Source organism: Aquimarina sp. BL5 (assembly GCF_003443675.1).
GTDB lineage: Bacteria > Bacteroidota > Bacteroidia > Flavobacteriales > Flavobacteriaceae > Aquimarina.
Genome location: NZ_CP031963.1, coordinates 1,315,119 through 1,335,330, shown reverse-complemented (window position 1 = coordinate 1,335,330; position 20,212 = coordinate 1,315,119). Strand labels below are relative to the sequence as shown.

Annotated in this window: 14 protein-coding genes; 8 read left to right on the top strand and 6 right to left on the bottom strand. The window is 33.4% G+C overall.

Annotated features, from left to right (window positions below; genetic code table 11):
• Positions 1–11: 11 nt before the first annotated feature.
• Together D1818_RS05785 and D1818_RS05780 are read left to right on the top strand one after the other, a co-directional pair.
• On the top strand, positions 12–2,435 hold the full coding sequence (locus tag D1818_RS05785) for a T9SS type A sorting domain-containing protein (RefSeq protein ID WP_118456894.1): 2,424 nt from the start codon (positions 12–14) through the stop codon (positions 2,433–2,435).
• A 181-nt stretch (positions 2,436–2,616) separates the two neighbouring features.
• Positions 2,617–2,955 (top strand): DUF4870 domain-containing protein, encoded by a 339-nt coding sequence (locus tag D1818_RS05780; protein WP_118456892.1) that lies wholly within the window; start codon positions 2,617–2,619, stop codon positions 2,953–2,955.
• Positions 2,956–3,020: 65 nt separating this feature from the next.
• On the opposite strand, the gene D1818_RS05775 is transcribed toward D1818_RS05780, so the two are convergent.
• Both D1818_RS05775 and D1818_RS05770 read right to left on the bottom strand, forming a co-directional pair.
• The gene (locus D1818_RS05775; RefSeq protein ID WP_118456890.1) at positions 3,021–4,274 is read right to left on the bottom strand and encodes an ammonium transporter; all 1,254 of its coding nucleotides are present in this window, start codon (positions 4,272–4,274) and stop codon (positions 3,021–3,023) included.
• A gap of 62 nt (positions 4,275–4,336) precedes the next feature.
• A complete protein-coding gene (locus tag D1818_RS05770) occupies positions 4,337–4,675 on the bottom strand; it encodes a P-II family nitrogen regulator (protein WP_118456888.1) in 339 nt (112 codons plus the stop codon).
• Positions 4,676–5,111: 436 nt separating this feature from the next.
• Here D1818_RS05770 and gltB point away from each other — a divergent pair, with 436 nt between their 5' ends.
• Complete coding sequence (gene gltB, locus D1818_RS05765) at positions 5,112–9,611, top strand: glutamate synthase large subunit (protein WP_118456886.1); 4,500 nt, start codon at positions 5,112–5,114, stop codon at positions 9,609–9,611.
• Between the two features lie 12 nt (positions 9,612–9,623).
• Positions 9,624–11,087: a glutamate synthase subunit beta gene (locus tag D1818_RS05760; RefSeq protein WP_118456884.1), complete on the top strand. Its 1,464-nt coding sequence runs from the start codon at positions 9,624–9,626 to the stop codon at positions 11,085–11,087.
• Between the two features lie 117 nt (positions 11,088–11,204).
• Here the strand turns inward: D1818_RS05760 and D1818_RS05755 are convergent, their stop codons facing one another.
• On the bottom strand, positions 11,205–11,939 hold the full coding sequence (locus D1818_RS05755; protein ID WP_118456882.1) for a LytTR family DNA-binding domain-containing protein: 735 nt from the start codon (positions 11,937–11,939) through the stop codon (positions 11,205–11,207).
• 11 nt (positions 11,940–11,950) lie between these two features.
• A complete protein-coding gene (locus D1818_RS05750; RefSeq protein WP_118456880.1) occupies positions 11,951–13,108 on the bottom strand; it encodes a sensor histidine kinase in 1,158 nt (385 codons plus the stop codon).
• Positions 13,109–13,356: 248 nt separating this feature from the next.
• Between D1818_RS05750 and D1818_RS05745 the strand changes: the two genes are divergently transcribed.
• The 4 genes from D1818_RS05745 (at position 13,357) to D1818_RS05730 (ending at position 16,877) form a co-directional block, all read left to right on the top strand.
• Positions 13,357–14,295 (top strand): hypothetical protein, encoded by a 939-nt coding sequence (locus D1818_RS05745; RefSeq protein WP_118456878.1) that lies wholly within the window; start codon positions 13,357–13,359, stop codon positions 14,293–14,295.
• 25 nt (positions 14,296–14,320) lie between these two features.
• On the top strand, positions 14,321–15,406 hold the full coding sequence (locus D1818_RS05740) for an esterase family protein (RefSeq protein ID WP_118456876.1): 1,086 nt from the start codon (positions 14,321–14,323) through the stop codon (positions 15,404–15,406).
• Positions 15,407–15,424: 18 nt separating this feature from the next.
• Entirely contained in the window at positions 15,425–15,892 is a 468-nt protein-coding gene (locus D1818_RS05735) for a hypothetical protein (RefSeq protein WP_147406144.1), read from the top strand.
• 76 nt (positions 15,893–15,968) lie between these two features.
• Entirely contained in the window at positions 15,969–16,877 is a 909-nt protein-coding gene (locus D1818_RS05730; protein ID WP_118456872.1) for a hypothetical protein, read from the top strand.
• Positions 16,878–17,045: 168 nt separating this feature from the next.
• On the opposite strand, the gene D1818_RS05725 is transcribed toward D1818_RS05730, so the two are convergent.
• Positions 17,046–19,796: a M56 family metallopeptidase gene (locus tag D1818_RS05725; RefSeq protein ID WP_118456869.1), complete on the bottom strand. Its 2,751-nt coding sequence runs from the start codon at positions 19,794–19,796 to the stop codon at positions 17,046–17,048.
• The gene (locus tag D1818_RS05720; protein WP_118456867.1) at positions 19,796–20,155 is read right to left on the bottom strand and encodes a BlaI/MecI/CopY family transcriptional regulator; all 360 of its coding nucleotides are present in this window, start codon (positions 20,153–20,155) and stop codon (positions 19,796–19,798) included. Before D1818_RS05720 ends, D1818_RS05725 begins: the two co-directional genes overlap by 1 nt.
• Positions 20,156–20,212 lie beyond the last annotated feature (57 nt).

The following is a 20,212-nucleotide window of genomic DNA, read 5'->3' as shown; positions in this document are numbered from 1 at the left end:
CTTTTATTTTCATGAATTTTCACAGCACAAACTCAAGTAATAGCAGGAGCCTGTTATTAAAACTCAAAATTACTGCGGCTATTTGCACAGTATTCATGCTAATTCCGTTTATCAATTATGCTCAGACGCAGAGTTTAGCGAGACACGAATCTCCTTATAATTTAACCTTAAAATCAGATGGAGTTGTGGGTAAGAATAACTCACAAGTAGTTACAGAAGAAGTTTCGGAAACCGGGGCAACTTGGTTACGTCTTTTTTTTAAAGATGTAAACTTAGGTAATCATAGCACGATTACGATTACTTCAAAATTAGATGGAGCTACACAAACTTTAACTGCTCAAACGATAAAGGATTGGAATAATTCCAGTGCTTATTTTAATGGTGATGCAGTGACGGTTACTTTATCGGTAGCTTCCAATGACAAATCAGTAGGAATTAATATTTCCGCATTAAGTGTTGGAGAACTTGATCCTACAGTAAAATCACAATGTGGTTCTAATGACGATAGAGTAGATGCTAATGACGCAGCTATCGGAAGAATAGTTCCTATAGGATGTACAGGTTGGATTATTACCAATGGTAAATTGGTAACTGCAGGTCACTGTGTAAGTAGTAGAGCAGAGATTATCGAATTTAATGTCCCAAAATCAAATCCAGACAGAACTATTGTACATCCTGGACCAGAGGATCAATATCCAATAGGTAATTTTGTATCGCCGTATCCTAACAGTCCAAGTACAGCTAATGACTGGGCAGTTTTTGAAGGTTTTGCTAATTCTCAAACAGGTCAAACACCAATTCAAGGACAAGGAGCATCGTATAATGTAGTGCAAGATGCACCTGGAGCGAATATTACAATAACTGGTTTTGGAACAGATACTGGGATTGACAATCAAACACAACAAATTCATACAGGACCATTAAGTTCTACGACAAATACTTTCGTTAGATATAGAACAGATACTACAGGAGGGAACTCTGGAAGCCCAATTATTGACTCGGCCACAGGAAATGCTGTTGGCGTTCATGCGTATGGAGGATGTACAGGATCAGGTGGATCTAATTTTGGAGAAAGAGCTACAATACCTGCTTTCTGGGATGCAATGGGATTAGGAACACCGCCACCACCTCCATCAGATGATTGTTCAGGAGATGTTTCTTCTTTTCCTTATAATGAAAGTTTTGAAGGAACTATTGGAGCTTGGTCACAATCCTCTAGTGATGATATTAACTGGACTGTGAATTCTGGAGGTACACCTTCTAGCGGAACTGGACCAAACGGAGCAATTGATGGTAATTCTTATATTTATGTAGAAGCATCTGGTAATGGTGACGGGTATCCTAATAAGCAAGCAATTTTGAATTCGCCTTGTTTAGATTTTGGAGGAGTCTCATCGCCAACGCTTAATTTTCAATATCATATGGTAGGTGATGCTGTTGGTACATTAAATATTGAAGCTAGAACTAATAATACAGGTAATTGGACGAGTGTATTTACCATATCAGGATCTCAAGGTGCTGATTGGAATGAAGCAAGTGTAGATCTTTCTACGTACGCCGGTAACTCTAGTGTACAACTACGATTAAATGTAGTTACTGGTACTAGCTGGCAAGGAGATATCACGATCGATGATCTAAGTATCACAAACGGAACAACACCGCCGCCAACTTGTGAATCATTGAACTTTAATGATTTTAATATTAATGGTTTTTCTAATCAAGACTCAGCAGGAAACTTTTCTGTAGGTAATGGAGGAGCATCGATATCGATGAGTAATAATACTTGGAAATATATTGCACTGAATTATAACGTTACATCTAGTACCGTTATAGAGTTTGATTTTAGTAGTTCTAGTCAGGGAGAAATCCACGGAATTGGTTTTGAAGACGATAATACGTTGACTTCTAATAGATATTTTAAAGTCCATGGAACCCAAAATTATGGAGTTACCAATTTTGATAATTATTCTAGTGGTACAACTACGTATGTAATTCCTGTTGGTAACTTTTATACCGGAAATATGGATAGATTAGTATTTATTAATGATAATGATGCTGGTAGCGGTAATACTTCAGTTTTTTCTAATGTAAAGATATATGAAGGTTCTTGTGGGCAATCAGCAACTGCAGAAAGTTTAGTAGCTAACTTAGAATCTGCCGAGGCAATATTAGGGAATGAACCAGAAGGTATTTTCTCTGATGTTAGTATAGCTCCAAACCCAGCCACTAATAATTTCTCGATACGTCTTAATTCGTTTGTGAAAAAGGCTAATGCTACGGTATTTTCTATTTTAGGTCAAAAGCAGGCAGAAATAAAACTACAATCCGGAGTTAATACTATTTCTGCTCAGAATTTATCATTAGGTCGTGGGATTTATATAATCCGAATAGAAAGTGATGGAGAGAAAGCAACAAGAAAACTAATCATCAACTAACCAATAAATAAACAATAGAATTTAAATTTAGTTAAATTAAAAGCATCTCAGTTTTGAGATGCTTTTTTTATGGATGTTTCTTTTTTTAATGTAACATTTTACTAGTTTTTTCGTCATATATGTAAAGACTGCTAATTTTATTAGCAAACCTAAACAATCATCAATCAAAATCAAAGAAATCATGAGACAAGACAGATCATTACTCGTTATTACCCATTTATCCCAGTTGTTAGACCTTGTAACTGGATTTGGAGGGTTTATAGTGCCTTTAATATTATGGTTAACGCAGAGAGAACAGGTGTTAGCAATGGATAATCATGGAAAATCAATTATGAATTTTCAGATTAGTATGTTTATCTATGCGGTAGTTTGTATACCATTAATATTATTGTTTGGATTAGGAATTTTAGGATTAATTGTAATAGGAGTTTTATGCTTAGTATTTCCTATCATAAATGCTATCAAAGCAAGTAATGGAGAAGAACCATCCTATCCTTTATCTATGGAGATTATAAAGTAATCAAAAAAAGAGGGCGATCATAAATCGCCCTCTTCTTTATATATAACAAGAATTAAATATACCTTCTAGTGTTGGTTAATTCTAAAATCTGGATATGCATCCATTCCATGCTCGTGACCATCTAGACCATCAATTTCTTCTTTTTCAGAAACTCTGATTCCTATAGTTTTCTTTAATCCAAATATAATGATAAAGGATGTTAGCACACAGAACCCACCAGCAGCTAAAACTCCAACTCCTTGCACTAAAAATTGATCAAAACCAGCTTTAGCACCAAATATTCCTACAGCTAGTGTTCCCCAGATACCGCAGATTAAGTGTACTGCAATTGCTCCTACAGGATCGTCAAGTTTCAACTTATCTATCAGTGCTACACCAAACACGATGATCGCTCCAGCAATTGCCCCAATTAATACAGCATCAGTAGGAGTCATTTGATCAGCTCCAGCAGTAATACCTACTAGTCCTCCAAGAATTCCGTTTAAGAACATTGTTAGATCATAGTTTTTATACATTAGTGTAGATACTAAAAAGGCTACAACTCCACCAGCAGCAGCAGCAAGAGATGTCGTTACCAATGTAAGAGATGTTCCAGCAGCATCTGCAGAAAGTACAGAACCACCATTAAATCCGAACCATCCTAACCAAAGGATTAATACACCTGCTGCAGCTAAAGGTATGTTATGACCAGGTATTGCTTGAGGCTTACCATCAGAATTAAATTTTCCGATTCTAGATCCTAATAACCATACTGCTACTAACGCAGCCCATCCTCCCACAGAGTGAACTAGTGTAGAACCAGCAAAGTCATAAAATCCTTCAGCTTCACCAATTTGGAACGAAGATAAAAATCCGCCTCCCCATTGCCATGAACCTACGATTGGATACACAACTCCTACATATACAATTGTAAAAATCATAAATGATCCAAGTTTGATTCTTTCCGCAACAGCTCCAGAAACAATCGTAGCAGCAGTAGCAGCAAACATTCCTTGGAATAAGAAGTCTGTCCAATACGTATATCCTTCATTATATGCTAAGTCTAAAGCTCCTTCTACTACAGGAGAACTTAATCCAAATCCTGCAAATCCGATAAATCCTGCAGCATCTTCGGCAAATCCGGGATACATTAGATTAAATCCTACTAAGCAGTATAGTAATAAACCTACACAGATGATGAATACATTTTTAAAAAGAATATTAATTGTGTTTTTTTGACGAGTTAATCCAATTTCTAAAAAAGAGAAACCTAGGTGCATGAAGAATACAAGTGCTGTACACACCATCATCCATACATTGTTTATAGTTAACATTTCCATTGTATAATTGACTATTTAAAGTTATTTTTTTTGTTTTCAGTTGGTAATTTGTGTGAGTGTGGTTAGGATAGTGTAGCGCTACCTTTTTCAGAAGTACGAATTCTGTAGGCTTCTTTAATATCGGATACAAAAACTTTTCCGTCTCCAACTTCACCGGTTTTTCCAGCTTCCAGAATTGCAGAAACTGCAGCTTCTTCAAATTCATCATTTACTACAATTGATAAAAAACGTCTTTGAATATCTGTTGTACTATAGGAAATTCCACGATATACGTGTCCTTTTTTCTCATTACCTACACCAGTAACATCCCAATAAGAAAAGAATGTAATGCCTTTGTCGTGTAATGCTTCTTTTACAACACGATATTTTGATCTTCTGATGATTGCTTCTATTTTCTTCATAAAGACTAAAAAGTTAAAATTAATGTTAAATCTGTGTCAAAAATATGTGAATTACTTTTTAGCCACCAAATTTTGGAGGGTAATTGCTATATTTTTATCATTTTAAAATATTTACCCCTTAAAAAATTGGGGGTATGTATTTTTTAAAGGAATAAATAAGGATTTCGCAGTAACGTATTACAATTTTTTTACGAAAACGTTTTCATAGATGTTTTTCATTGCTAAATTGCTGTAATCCCTTATGTTATTTGAGTTTTTTTAAGAAAAACACGTTATTGAATTCGTAATTAGAAGTCATTATTTTGTGATTATTTTATTGAAACTTGTGTTTTTTTAAAGAGCTAAGAAAAGTAATCCTGAAAGCTCTGTTTTTCTTTTTCCTTCCTTAAGGTTTTGTTAATTTCAACAACTCGAAACACTTTAGATCGGAAATAATATGAAGAAACAAGGAATGTATCTGCCAGAATTCGAACACGACGCATGTGGTGCCGGATTTATTTGTAGCTTAGAAGGAAAAAAGTCTAATGATATTATTCATAAGGCACTTGAGATTCTGGAGAAATTAGAACATCGTGGAGCAGTAAGTTCAGATGGAAAAACCGGAGATGGAGCTGGAATACTTATAGATATCCCTCACGATTTCTTTGTTGAGAATTGTACATTTGATTTACCTGAAGCAGGGGAATATGCTGTAAGTAATGTATTCTTACCTAAAAAGGAAAATCAGAGAGAATACTGTATGGATACCTTCGAAAAAAGTATTGCCGATCAAGGTCTTGTACTTTTAGGATGGAGAGACGTTCCTGTAGATACAGTTCATTTAGGTGAAATAGCTGCTACGACAGAACCTTTTATTAAGCAAATATTTATAGGTAAAAATACTAAAGAACAAAGCTATTTTGATTTTAATTTAAAATTGTTCACTGCAAGAAAAGCTACAGAACACGAAATATACAGTTCTAAATTATCAGAAAACAAGTTTTTCTATCTACCTAGTTTATCTACAAAAACTTTAATATTTAAAGGTCTTTTGATGCCAGAAGACATTAAATTATACTACACGGATCTTATGGATCCGAAAGTAGTGACTAGATTGGCGTTAGTGCATCAGCGTTTTTCGACCAACACGTTTCCTACTTGGGATCTTGCTCAGCCTTTTCGGTATATGTGTCATAATGGAGAGATTAATACCTTAAGAGGTAATGTGACCAGAATGAGATCCAGAGAAGAATTATTAGAAAGCAACTGGTTTGGTGAGGATATTAAAAAAGTATTACCGGTCGTTCTGAAAGGAAAATCAGATTCTGCATCTATGGATATGGTGGTAGAGTTATTATTGATGACAGGTAGGTCTTTACCGGAAGTAATGATGATGATGGTACCAGAAGCTTGGGAGAAGAATCCAGAAATGTCTGAAGCCAAGAAAGCATTCTATGAATATAATTCTTGTGCTATGGAACCTTGGGATGGTCCTGCATCAATTCCGTTTACAGATGGAAATTATATTGGAGCTGTATTAGATAGAAATGGATTAAGACCATCTAGATACACTGTGACAAAAGATGGATATGTAATTATGTCTTCTGAAACTGGAGTGGTGGATATAGAACCTAGTAATCTAGAGTTTCACGGTCGTTTAGAACCAGGAAAGATGTTTCTGGTAAATATGGACGAAGGTCGAATCATTAATGACGAAGAAATTAAAGAGGAGATAGCAGCTAAACATCCGTATAGAGAATGGATAGACAATAATTTAGTACACTTAAAGGATATTCCTTATAACGACTGTCCGTTGTTTTTAGGCGAAGAAACTATAGGGAAGCGTAAAGAAGTATTTGGATATACTCAGGAAGATATAGATACGATTATTGTTCCGATGAGTCAATTAGCAAAAGAACCTATCGGATCAATGGGATCAGATACGCCAATTGCTGTACTTTCGGAAAGATCACAATTAATCTATAATTACTTTAAACAATTATTTGCACAAGTAACAAACCCTCCATTAGATGGGATTCGCGAGGAATTGATTACAGATATCAGTCTTACCTTAGGATCAGATCATAATATTTTTAATATTAATGAGAAGCACTGTAATAAATTAAAAATACAGAATCCTGTTATTTCAAAAGAAGATTTAGATAAAATTAAAACATATACAGATAAAGGTTTTAAGGCGACTTCTGTTTCTATGTTATATAATATAAATAGAGGGCTTAATGGATTAGAAGACGCTTTAGAAGATACTTTGAATAAAGTATCAGAAGCAATCGATGAAGGAAGTAATATTATTATACTTTCGGATAGAAATATAAGCAAGCACAGAGCTCCAATTCCTGCATTACTAGCCTGTTCTTTTGTTAATAGTGGATTACAGAAATTAGGAAAGCGCTCTCAGGTGAGTATTATTATTGAGTCTGCAGAACCAAGAGAAGTACATCATTTCGCACTACTATTTGGATATGGAGCAAGTGCTATTAATCCATATATGGTAAATGAAATCATAAAAGAACAAATTGAAGATAAAAACATTACCGATTTAGAAGCATTAGAAGCAGTAAATAATTATAACAAAGCTGTAGGTAAAGGAGTACTGAAGGTAATGAACAAAATAGGAATCTCTACCTTGAATTCATACCGTAGCTCTCAACTTTTCGAATGTATTGGTATAAACACCAAAGTAGTAGATAAATACTTCCCAAATACGGCGACACGTATTCAAGGTATTGGGTTATACGAAATTGAGAAAGAAATAGCTAAACGACACAAAAGAGCTTATATAGAGAGAGAAGTAGATGCAACATTAGATTTAGAAATAGGAGGTCAATATAGATGGAGACGTAATGGAGAGAAACATCAGTTTAATCCACTATCTGTAGCTAAGCTTCAGAAATCTGTACGAGATAACGACCCTGCAACCTATAAGGAATATGCAAGTTTGATTAACGAACAGTCTAAAAACCTAATGACGATTCGTGGATTACTAGAATTTTCTAATTACGATCCAATTCCATTAGACGAGGTAGAACCTTGGACAGAAATTGTAAAACGTTTTAAAACAGGAGCAATGTCTTATGGATCTATTAGTAAGGAAGCACATGAGAACCTAGCCGTTGCCATGAATCGAATTGGCGGTAAAAGTAACTCTGGAGAAGGAGGAGAAAATCCGTTACGTTTTTATAAAGATGTAAATGGAGATTGGAAAAATAGTGCGATTAAGCAAGTTGCTTCTGGTCGATTTGGAGTTTCTTCAAATTATTTAACAAATGCTGCAGAGATACAAATAAAAATGGCTCAAGGGGCTAAACCAGGAGAAGGAGGACAGTTACCAGGACCAAAAGTAAATCCTGAAATTGCCAAAACCCGTAACTCCACTCCATATGTTGGGTTGATCTCTCCACCACCGCATCACGATATTTATTCTATTGAAGATTTATCTCAGTTGATTTATGACTTAAAATCAGCAAACCGATCTGCTAGAATTAATGTGAAATTAGTATCAGAAGTAGGAGTAGGAACAGTGGCTGCCGGTGTAGCAAAAGCAAAAGCAGACGTAGTATTGATTTCTGGTTTTGATGGAGGAACAGGAGCGTCACCACTAACGTCATTAAAGCATGCAGGTTTACCTTGGGAATTAGGAATTGCCGAAGCACAACAAACACTTGTAGGTAATAATCTTAGGAGCCGAATTGTTTTAGAATGTGATGGACAGTTAAAAACAGGTCGTGATGTTGCAGTAGCGTGTTTATTAGGAGCAGAAGAGTTTGGTTTTGCTACAGCACCTTTAGTAGCGTCTGGATGTGTAATGATGCGTGTTTGTCACCTTAATACGTGTCCTGTGGGTATTGCCACTCAGAATCCAGAATTACGTAAGAAGTTTAAAGGAAAACCAGAACACGTAGTAAACTATATGTATTTCGTTGCTCAGGAATTAAGAGAAATTATGGCACAGCTTGGCTTCAGAACAATTAATGAAATGGTAGGTCAAGTACATAAGTTAGATCGTAAACAAGCGATTGAACATTATAAAACTGCTGGAGTCGATCTTTCACCAATTTTACATCAGGTAGAAGCAGCTGAAGGAGTTGGGATTTATAATTCAGAAATACAAGATCACTGTTTAGGAAAATCAATAGATTTCGAAATTATAGAACAAGCACACCAGGCATTGTTTAGAAAGGAGAAGACTACGCTAGATTTTGATATTACTAATACAGATAGAGCAGTAGGAGCAATTCTTAGTAATGAAATATCTAAAATATACGGAGCACAAGGATTACCAGATAGCACGCTGAAATTGAATTTTACAGGTGCTGCAGGACAAAGTTTTGGAGCATTCGCTACAAAAGGATTGACTATGATAGTTAATGGGAATACCAATGATTATCTAGGTAAAGGATTATCAGGAGCTAAGCTAATTATCAAAGTACCTGACGAAGCGACTTTAGTGCCAGAAGAAAATGTGATTACAGGTAATGTTACTTTATATGGAGCTACAGATGGAGAGGTATACATTAATGGTAAAGCAGGAGAACGTTTTTGTGTTCGTAACTCAGGTGCCAAAGCAGTTGTAGAAGGTATTGGAGATCACGGATGTGAATATATGACCGGTGGAGTTGCAGTGATCCTTGGAGAAGTTGGTAGAAATTTTGGAGCAGGGATGTCTGGAGGTATCGCTTACATCTATGACGATAAAAAGACATTCGAAGCACATTGTAATAAAGAAGCGTTAAACCTAGATCCGGTGGAACTACCAGAAGATGTAATCGAATTAAAAGGCTTAATAGAATCACATTACAATGCAACATTAAGTCCATTGGCACAAAGAATTCTAGAGAATTGGGAAAACGAATTGCCTAAATTTATTAAGATATTCCCAGAAGAGTATAAGCAGGCCTTAAAACGATTAGAAGAAGAAAAATTAGCACAAGCATAAACGATAATATACATGGGAAAGATAACTGGATTTTTAGAATTTGAAAGAGAGATAGAACAGTACCAACCTGTTAAAGATCGTATTAGAGGATACAATGAGTTTACGGTACCTATGGAGGAAAGTAAACTAAAAAATCAAGGAGCAAGATGTATGGATTGTGGAATCCCGTTTTGTCATAGTGGATGTCCATTAGGAAATCTGATTCCTGATTTTAACGATGCAGTGTATCGAGGTAAATGGGAGAAAGCTGCTAGTATATTACATTCGACAAATAACTTCCCGGAATTTACGGGTAGGCTATGTCCTGCGCCTTGCGAAGAAGCTTGTGTACTTGGAATTAATGAGGATCCTGTGACGATAGAAAATATAGAAAAGAATATAGTAGAGCAAGCTTTTGAAAATGGATGGGTAAAAGCGAACCCGCCAAGAGAGAGAACTGGTAAAACTGTTGCAGTAATTGGATCAGGACCTGCCGGACTAGCAACTGCACAACAATTAAATCGAGCAGGACATTTAGTAACCGTTTTCGAAAGAGATGAAAAAGTAGGAGGGTTGTTACGTTATGGAATTCCAGACTTTAAGATGGAAAAGAATGTGATTGATCGTCGTGTTACCGTTTTAGAAGAAGAAGGTATTGTGTTTAAGACAAATACTGCTATAGGAAAGGATATTAAAGCGGATCAATTAAAATCAGAGTATGATGCAGTAGTATTGTGTACAGGAGCAACAGTACGTCGTAACTTACCGGTAAAAGGATCTGATCTAAAAGGAGTAGTTCAGGCTATGGATTTCTTACCGCAAAACAATAGAAGAGTAGATGGCATAAAAGAGCTGGGCGAAGAAATCTTGGCAACTGGTAAGGATGTGATTGTAATTGGAGGAGGAGATACAGGATCTGATTGTATCGGGACATCGGTGCGTCACGGAGCTACCTCGGTAACGAATTTCGAAATTATGGGTAAAGGTACTATAGAACGCCCTGCCAATCAGCCTTGGCCATTTTGGCCTATGCGTTTACGTACGAGCTCTTCTCATCAAGAAGGCGTAGAACGTAATTGGAGTATTTCTACAAAAGAGTTTTTAGGAGATGAAAATGGGAATCTTAAAGGTTTAATAACTTCTGAAGTAGAGTGGGTAAAAGAGAATGGTCGTTTTACATTAAAAGAAATCCCTAATACAGAGAAAGAATGGAAATGTGAGTTAGCTTTATTAGCGATGGGATTCACCGGATCTGAGCCAACAATTGCAGAGCAATTAGGAATTGATATGGATGCCAGAACAAATATAAAAGCTACTGAGGATGACTATGCCACCAATGTAAAAGGTGTTTTTGCTGCAGGAGACACTCGTAGAGGACAATCATTAATTGTTTGGGCAATAGCAGAAGGCAGACAGGCAGCATATCATATAGATACGTATTTAATGGGGAGCTCTAATTTGCCTCTTAAAGGGGATGGAGATTTGCCAAGAGTATAGGATTTAGATCCATAAGGTTTTAAAAACCTCATTTTTTTTTTAGATGTTAATAATAAGCTGCTAACTTTCGAATTAGCAGCTTTTTTATATACTACCGTTATTTATTTGGAATAAGAATTACTTCTTTAATATTCTGTCATTAACTATTTTTTCCATAATAGAAGTTCTATAGTTACGTCCTAATGGAATATAATGTGAACCAATTGTTATTCCTTCTGTTTCAATAGCTTCAATTTTGTGAAGACAAACAATAAAAGATTTATGGACTTGCATAAAAATATCCGAATCTAACTGTTTAGCGACTTCTTTAAGAGGTATTAAAGAGAGATGTTTCTTTCCATCAATAGTGTGAAAAGCAACATAGTTTTGCATAGATTTGATGAATAAGATATCATCAAAATATATTTTTTTATAAGTACTCTCACATTTTATAAAAACATGATCCGATCCTGAAGTATCCTGATTCTGAGTTACATTAGTTTTACTTTGTGTCAAAAGATACTGTTCTTTTACTTTACAAACAGCTTTAAAAAATCGAGTAAATGTAATTGGTTTTAATAAATAGTCCATTACGTCTAAATCAAATCCATCCAAGGCATAGTTAGGAAAAGCAGTTGTGATTATAACCATTGGTCGAGATTTCATAGATTTTAAAAACTCTATTCCATTCATTCTTGGCATCTGAATATCTAGAAAAAGTAAGTCTGCTTGATGAGCATTCTTTATCTTATTGATTTCCAAAGGATTATTACAAGATCCTTGCAGTTCCAGAAAATCTACTTCGTTTATATAATTAGAAACACATTCTCTTGCTAAAGGTTCGTCATCAATTACAATACATTTTAAAACCATGATTTCTTTTTTTAAGATTGTAATGAAGTTAAAGGTGTAATAGACAGTTCTGATAGAGTAGGAGTTTCATTCAGTGTTACTTCTAGCCTTATCTTATAGATACCTTCCGTTTTTTTTATAGACAGTTCGTATTGGTCGTGATATACTAAATCTAATCTTCTCTGAACATTTTTTAAGCCTATTCCACTATTTTTCATCAAGTCATCAGAATTGTCATCATAATGAATGATAGTATTTGCAACTTCAAATAAGATTTTTTCATTTGAAAAATGAAAATTTATAGAAATCCAATTTTTTTGATGAGCACCTTGTGACACATGTTTGAACGCATTTTCTACGAAAGGCATTAAAATAAAAGGAGCTACAGAAACATTACCATAGATTTGATCTTCGATGTTAGTAATTACCTTTACAGTGTTGTCAAGTCTTAGTTTTCCTAAATCAATAAAATTCTGAAGATAATTTATTTCCTTATTTAAAGGGATTTTGGACTCATTGCATTCATATAATTGATAACGCATAAGATCCGAAAAATTGGCTAGTGATTCTGAAGCCATATCAGGATTCTTATGAATCAATACAAAAATCGAATTGATGGTATTGAATAAAAAATGAGGATTGAATTGTGATTTTAAAAATTTAAGTTCGGTTTCTACTTTTTCTTTTTCTAACAATTGTTGTCTTTGTTGTAATTTAATCCATTTTTTTGCAAGTTTTATGCTCATTGCTAGTGTCATACTTGCTAGTGTAGAAGATAAAGGTCCTGATTTTAATAACGTGACAAAAGTTTGATCACCAAATAATTCTGAGAGTGTGGAATTGGCAACATAGGCCGCAACGAAATATCCAGAAGTAATTATTAATACGGTGATTATTATCGTTAGACCGAAAAAAAAGAGATAGGTTAAGTATTTTCTTTTCTCGAGAAATTTAGGAATTAGATAATACAGATTAAAATAGACTGCTGCCGCTTGGAAAACAAAATAAAACAGAAATTTTACATTATAGGGAGAAAAGAAAATATTATACGCGGCTTCCTTAACGCTACCAATACCAATAGCCCACCACATATAGTGATATACAAACCAAAAAAGAAGGTGATGTACTTTATAGCGGTATAGACCGATAAGTAGTTGAGAATTTTTTATAGTATTCAATTCTATATGCATAAAGTGTAGTACTTAAGACTTAGTAAAATAAGAAAATAGTTTTTAAACACATATAGTAGTACTGTTTTATTGACGAATGTATTCGAATTATTGATGAACGGTTCTAGATTTAATCGTATCCATAATTGTTCAAATAAACAGTAAAAATTTGCAGATCATCAATCGCAGATGAGGTTTTATCAATTTTAGTCTTTACTGTTTTTATTTTCAGAATATTTTAGTTGGAAATCACTAAAAACAATAAACCTATGAGTCATTTCAGAAACAACTTTCTCTTACTATTGCTATTTCTATTTTTTTTGAATGTTCAGCCCGTAATTGCTCAGACAGAGTCAATTGAAACTGAAAACATAAAAGTATATCTAAATCAATTCATTACAGATTGTACTAAAGGAATGCTGACAGCTAATCCTGAGATTATAGTCAATCACTATGACACAGATATGTATTTGATGCCTGCTTTTCAAAAAACACTTTTAGGAAAAGAAAATGCATTGCGTTATCACAAAGCATTTTTTGATCGATTTACTATTTTAGAATACGAGAGGAAAAATATCGAAACATTGGATTTAGGAGCCCAACTTAGTGTTATAGGAGCGTTTAGCATGAAAGTTAAACTAAAGAATGGCACTAAAGTAGAAGAATTGAAAGGAAAATACATAGACATATGGAAAAAGGAAAATGAAAAACTTTCTCTGATGTCAGAAATATGGAATTATGACCATTATACAGATCTTACAGAACATTTAAAATTTAATGATATTCCTGGAACTGTTTTAGCATATCAAGGACACCTTCCTATTAATACTAACATTCGGTTCGAAATTGCATCAATAAATCATTTTACAGAAGAGTTCATAGCTCATAAGGATCATACGTTATGGTCGCAATTATATGCAGATAATCCCATTGCCTTATTTAGCTATAAGCCGGTATTTAAAGATAAAAATAAGCTAGATGAATTTATTAAAAATCATGTGGCAGAACTTCCGATTTTCGAAAAATTAGATATTAGAAACAATTATATCAACGATTTAGGAGACTATGTAGTCAATTATGCTAGTCATATTGCTAATTGGAGGCACGGAGAACATTCGGGTATTAGCACAGGAAAGGGAATTAAAATATGGAAAAGAGCATCTAATGGCACATTGAAAATCTTTAGACAAATATCCACCTATGATTAAAATTACTGATCAAATATATTAGCTTATGAAGTATTCCAAAATATTTATAACTTTTTTGAGTAAAATATCCATACTACCAGTTTTCATGATACTCTGTATCCATAGTATTTCTGCACAATATAAAATGAAAGGAAATATTATAGATGATACTATTAAATCTAAAATTCTAGTTGCTAGTAAAATAGGACTCAATACAAGTAGGAATGTTAAAATTTATCTTCCGCCAGGTTATTCATCATCAAAAAAAAACTATCCAGTAGTTTATTATCTACATAGTTTATTCGTAAATCCTAATCATGTGATTTCTGATCATAAAACACCTGAAGTCATTGATAAAAATATTTCAGAAAACCGATCTAAGGAGTTCATTTTTGTAGTTGCGGATTTTACTTCACCGACTATTGGAAGTCTTTTTGAAAACTCTAGTACGAGTGGTTATTGGTTGGATTTTATTATAAAAGAATTAGTCCCGTTTATAGATCAGAAATATCGAACTATTTCTGATAAAAACAGTAGGGCAGTAATCGGTCATTTTATGGGAGGAAGAGGAGCCTTAAAAGTTGCTATGGCTTATCCGCAAATCTTTGGAATTGTCTACGCTTTGCACCCAGTAGCTACGGGGTCGGGATATTTACCAAGAGTTTCTTTAGGTGTTGATTGGGATAAAGTGCTATTAGCAAAGTCATATAAAGATGTTGGGAATGATATAAGGACCAAGATCTTTACTAGCGTATGTCAAGCATTTCTTCCTAATCCAGATAGACCTCCATTGTATTGCGATTTTCTATTTGAAAAAGACGAAAACGAAGTACTGAAACTTCATCCAAAAAATGTTAGAAAGGAACAAAAGGGGTTTCATTTAGATGAAAGATTAGATGAATATGCTGATAATTTAAGAAGTTTAAAAGCAATCGCATTCGATTGGGCCAGATTCGATCAAGTACAAGAACATGTTATTTCTAATCGTAGATTTAGTAAAAAGCTAATGGATTTAGGTGTTGATCATGAAGGAATTGAATTTGTAGGAGATCCCTGGAATAAATATTGGGGAAATGATGGACGCATTGCCACAATGGTCATACCATTCTTAAATAAACATCTGAGATTCTAATAATCAAAATATACAACAATGAATAGAACTTTTATAACAATACTCTTGATGTCTATATTGGTGTGCATACAATGTGAAATCCAGATGGAAGACAAAAGCTTTTATAAGAATCAGGATCAAAAATCCATACAAAATATTTTAGAAATTCTGGATGATCATACTATTTCAACCAAGAATAAAATGGATGTTTGGGTGGATGATTTAGTACATATGGCTCCAAATCATCCCTTAATTACTAACAAAGCTTCCTTAATCCAACATATCAACAAAGAAAAACAATATGGTTTTGCCGATATGAAGCATGAGATTACAGAAATACACTCTTTTGAAAAAATTGTAGTTATGCATGGCAAGGTAACAGGAACTTTTTACCCTGCTAATGATTGTGTATTCAATACTTTTGAAACTAAAAACCTATTTGTTTTTAGAAGAATGAAAGATAGCTCATTAAAAATATGGAAAGTGATTTTTAATATGACTTCTTAAACAAAGCTAAATGTTAAAGTGGTATTTAAATTGGTGATAATGGTTAAAAACTGAAATAGAGATAAAAACTAAAACAATGAGAAAATATGTAGTTATAACGCTAACATTATTGTTATTATTAGCGTGCGAAGATTCTAAAAAGAAGAAGCAAGATGAATCTGAACAGTCAAATCCGATTAAAAATCTTTTAATAGAATACAATCAAAAAATAATTAATGCTACAAAGACAGGATCATTCGAAGTAATAAGTGATTTATATGATCAAGAGTCTTTGTTGATGACAGATTACAATCCTTTAATAGTAAATAAAGATAATATTAAGACATATTATGATACCTTATTTGCTAGAAAGGATATTAAAGAATATCATAGAGAAACAATAGAGGTTTTAGAATTCTCTAACAGAATTATTGAGATAGGATTATTTACCAAGATTTTTGAAGACTCTGAAAAGTTAGAAGGTAAGTATCTTAATGTTTGGAAAAAGAATGAACAAGGAAGACTAAAATTACGTGCGGAATCATTTGGATATTTACGACCTATAGATAATCCTACTATATTCCTTGTCCCCGAAGCAACTATCGCTACACCCAAAGTTATAACAATACCAAGAGAATTAGAAGCATATATGGCTTTGGGTAAAAATAATGTAATAGCTAGGATTCCTGCGAAAACTGCGGATTCATATACGGATGATGCAATGTACTTGCCGTTTGCGGATACCATTAAAACAGGAAAGTCCGTTTTGATAGATCACTATAAGGCATATTATCATAATCCGGCAAAAATAGATTCTCTTGAACTGATGACGTATGCATACGATAAATTAGAAAACGGTTATATAAAATACGGTGGATTTTATGTAGATTGGACAGTTCCGGGATTTTCTGGGAGTACTGCAGGAAACGGGATTTCATATTGGCGTAGAGAAAAAGATAATTCGCTAAGAATACATAGACAAATAGGATTGCATATACATAACTAATCTACATTGAAAAAGAAATTTCTGAAAACCTGAAATTGAAGTCTCATAAAATCAGTTGATCATTGATAATAGATAAAATATGAAAAATGCTGCTAACTAAAATAATTAACAGCATTTTTAATGATTGATGAATGAATAATAGCTTGGTTAGCTTATAATACTATTAGCTTAAAAATGAATCTTGATTCTAATAGCTTGATCCAATGAAACGTCTTTATCTTGATCTTTCAATGATTTTACGAATTCCGGGGTTACTCCGTGAATCTTTAAACTCTGTGCTTGATCTGCTGTGATATTAGTATATCCTAAATCTTCGAATGTCTTTACAAATTCTGGAGTCACATTATGTATTTTAAAAGACATAATGTCGTCTAAGGGAATATTACCAAACTTAGTTTGTTTAAATTCTTTAATATATTCTGGAGATACATTATGAATTTTTAGAGACATCAGATCATCTATACTTAGGTTGTTGTATCCAATTTTCACATACTCGGCGGCGGCATCTGGAGAGACATTATGGATTCTTAATGACATAGCTTCTTCTAACGAGATATTCTTATATCCAGCTTTCTTGAAAGTGTTAATAAATTCTGGAGTTACATTGTGAATTTTTAATCCTACAACTTCATCTAGCGGGATATTTTTATATCCTGCATCGTGATATTTTTTTATAAAATCGGGTGTTACGTTATGGATTTTAAGAGAAATAATATCGTCCACGGATGCATTATCATAACCAAGAGCTTTAAATTGTTTTATAAAATCACCAGGTGTTTGTTGAGAATCTTGATATGCTTTTCCAGAACTATTGGTAGAACTAGACTGGCCATTACTTTTAGCTATTTTTACTTGCTCTGGAGAAATATTATGTATTCTTAGTTTAATCGCTTCTTTTAATGAAATATTGCTTTGCCCCGACTTTTTATACGATTGTATAAGATCGGCTGTCACATTATGAATTTTTAGATCTTTTGCTTCTTTTAAAGAAATATTAGGATATCCGATCTTTTTAAAACTATTAATAAAGGAAGGTGTTACGTTATGAATTTTTAGGTTTTTAGCCTCTTTTAGCGTTATGTTTTTATACCCAGCATCCTTATAAGATTGAATATGTTGAGGGGTCACATTATGAATCTTAAGGTTTTGTGCTTCTTTTGCAGAGATATTAGTATATCCCTCTTTCTTAAAGTTTGCAATAAAATCAGGAGAAACATTATGGATTTTCAATTTCATATAGTCATTTAGAGACATTTTTTTATATCCGTTATCATTATATGATTTAATGAATTCCGGAGATAGATTATGAATTTTCGCTTTAGTAATTTCCTTTAATGTGGCTTTTTGACCATTTACCTTATTAATAAATTTTATATAAGCTGCATCTACATCAAATAAGTTTAATTTACTTACTTCTTTCATTGTATAGTTAGTGTATCCAAGTGCTGACAGTTCTTTTCGATACATTTTTAATTTTTCGAGAGAAAGTCCTTTATGAATTATATTTTCAAAATCATCTTGACTTAAGGAAAGGTTTTCTTTTTTTAGATATGCTAAATATGTAGTATCAAAATCTGTAAGAAAACAATGAACTAGTTCTTCGTTATCTGCTGTGAACCCTAGTTTAGACAGAGCACTACTGAAACTAGTGTTCGGTGTGAAAGTATATCTTCCATCTCCGATTCCATTTTCGAATTCACCTATATATACCATAGTTCCCGCATCTCTCGTTATTTCTAGTTTTTGTTTATCACCAGAGGGGAAATCCGCAAAGAAAGACGGATCATAACAACGAGTTGTTGACCAAAAACTTCGTTTAAGAGGTTCTGCGCTTCTATACATAACACATAGTTTTCCTCCACCAACTTCGGCATCCCAAACACCTTTAGTAAAATCATTTTTAAATTTTGACTCTTTAAAATGTTCATCAGTTGGAGTTTCTAATTCATTTGAATAAGTCTCATCAGCTTCAGCGATTGATGGATTAATACTAACCGGATTGAATGATAACACGGTTATAGCCAGTAATGGAATAATGATTAAGTATTTCCATCCTGATTTTGCAGTCGATTTTTTAGAATTCATCATAATTATTCGTTTTTTGAGAAAGGATTGATTGTAACTTGTTGCCAAACCTGTTGGCATATCTGGGGTTGATACTTTTAGTAAATTCATTTGATAAATTTCTTTATCCTCACCTTTAGTTAGCATACCATTATCTGTGAGATATTCGAGGTTATTATCAATAGCTTTTCGATATAACCACGCAAAAGGATTAAACCATTGTACGGTTACTAGCAATTCTACCAACAACATGTCTAAGCTGTGTTTACCAGTAATATGCATTTGTTCATGTTTCAAGATTTGCAAATACGTATCGGGATTATATTGATTTGGGTTGATAAATATTCTGTTCCAGAAAGAGTAAGGAGCATGATTCGTATCTGTTTCTACTATTTTATATCTATCCACTTCTATACTAGGATATTGTATCATCCTATATAAGAGCACAGCCAATTGAATTAAAAAATTAACACCAAAAGCCATAACACCTAAAATGTAGATATAGATGATAATGGATTTCCAATCTAAAGAAATAATAGAAGGAGTAATAGTATTTGCAATATTTTCAGAAGCTAAAGTCGATACACTTATAGATTCGTTATATTGAATTTCATTTTCGGTAATTGCAAATTCAGCTACTTCAGTAGGTTGATTTTCAATTTCAGATTTCTGAAAAATAGTAGTTCTAAAAGAAATATTTTCTGGTATTGATATAAAAGGTAATGAGAACGAAACAAAGATTAATCCTAGTAAAACCCATCTGTTTAAGTGGTAGAATGTCTCTTTAGAAAGGAATAATCTGTAGATTAAATACGATAAACCTATAAGCGCTGCACTGTAGATGATATAAGTCATTACTTATTGTTTTTAATGAGTTTAATAATTTCTTCTAATTCTTCGGTATTTATTTTTTCTTCTTTGGCAAAGAACTTTACCAAAGCTAGTGGTGAGTTGTCGAAGTAATTATTAACTACCTCACCTAAAACATCTTTTTGATACTCATTTTTAGAAATCAATGGGTAGTACTGAAAACTATTACCAAATGCTTTGTGGCTGATGAAGCCTTTTTCTTCTAGAATCTTTACAATCGTAGCAGTTGTATTATAATGAGGCTTGGGATCAGGCAGTTCTTCAATAATTTCCTTAATGAAGGCTTTCTCCAGTTTCCATAAACTCTGCATGATCTGTTCTTCTCTTTTTGCTAACTTTTGCATGATCTTGAAATTTGATATAGCAAACGTACTACTAATTGATTAGTTTTGCAACTAATT

Excerpts from the sequence above, each read along its gene's own strand:
- D1818_RS05785 (WP_118456894.1), top strand. The coding sequence starts at position 12 with ATGAATTTTCACAGCACAAACTCAAGTAATAGCAGGAGCCTGTTATTA.
- D1818_RS05735 (WP_147406144.1), top strand. The coding sequence starts at position 15,425 with ATGAATAGAACTTTTATAACAATACTCTTGATGTCTATATTGGTGTGC.
- D1818_RS05730 (WP_118456872.1), top strand. The coding sequence starts at position 15,969 with ATGAGAAAATATGTAGTTATAACGCTAACATTATTGTTATTATTAGCG.
- D1818_RS05755 (WP_118456882.1), bottom strand. The coding sequence starts at position 11,939 with ATGGTTTTAAAATGTATTGTAATTGATGACGAACCTTTAGCAAGAGAA.
- D1818_RS05740 (WP_118456876.1), top strand. The coding sequence starts at position 14,321 with ATGAAGTATTCCAAAATATTTATAACTTTTTTGAGTAAAATATCCATA.
- D1818_RS05770 (WP_118456888.1), bottom strand. The coding sequence starts at position 4,675 with ATGAAGAAAATAGAAGCAATCATCAGAAGATCAAAATATCGTGTTGTA.
- D1818_RS05720 (WP_118456867.1), bottom strand. The coding sequence starts at position 20,155 with ATGCAAAAGTTAGCAAAAAGAGAAGAACAGATCATGCAGAGTTTATGG.
- D1818_RS05725 (WP_118456869.1), bottom strand. The coding sequence starts at position 19,796 with ATGACTTATATCATCTACAGTGCAGCGCTTATAGGTTTATCGTATTTA.
- D1818_RS05775 (WP_118456890.1), bottom strand. The coding sequence starts at position 4,274 with ATGGAAATGTTAACTATAAACAATGTATGGATGATGGTGTGTACAGCA.
- D1818_RS05780 (WP_118456892.1), top strand. The coding sequence starts at position 2,617 with ATGAGACAAGACAGATCATTACTCGTTATTACCCATTTATCCCAGTTG.
- D1818_RS05750 (WP_118456880.1), bottom strand. The coding sequence starts at position 13,108 with ATGCATATAGAATTGAATACTATAAAAAATTCTCAACTACTTATCGGT.
- D1818_RS05760 (WP_118456884.1), top strand. The coding sequence starts at position 9,624 with ATGGGAAAGATAACTGGATTTTTAGAATTTGAAAGAGAGATAGAACAG.
- D1818_RS05745 (WP_118456878.1), top strand. The coding sequence starts at position 13,357 with ATGAGTCATTTCAGAAACAACTTTCTCTTACTATTGCTATTTCTATTT.
- gltB (WP_118456886.1), top strand. The coding sequence starts at position 5,112 with ATGAAGAAACAAGGAATGTATCTGCCAGAATTCGAACACGACGCATGT.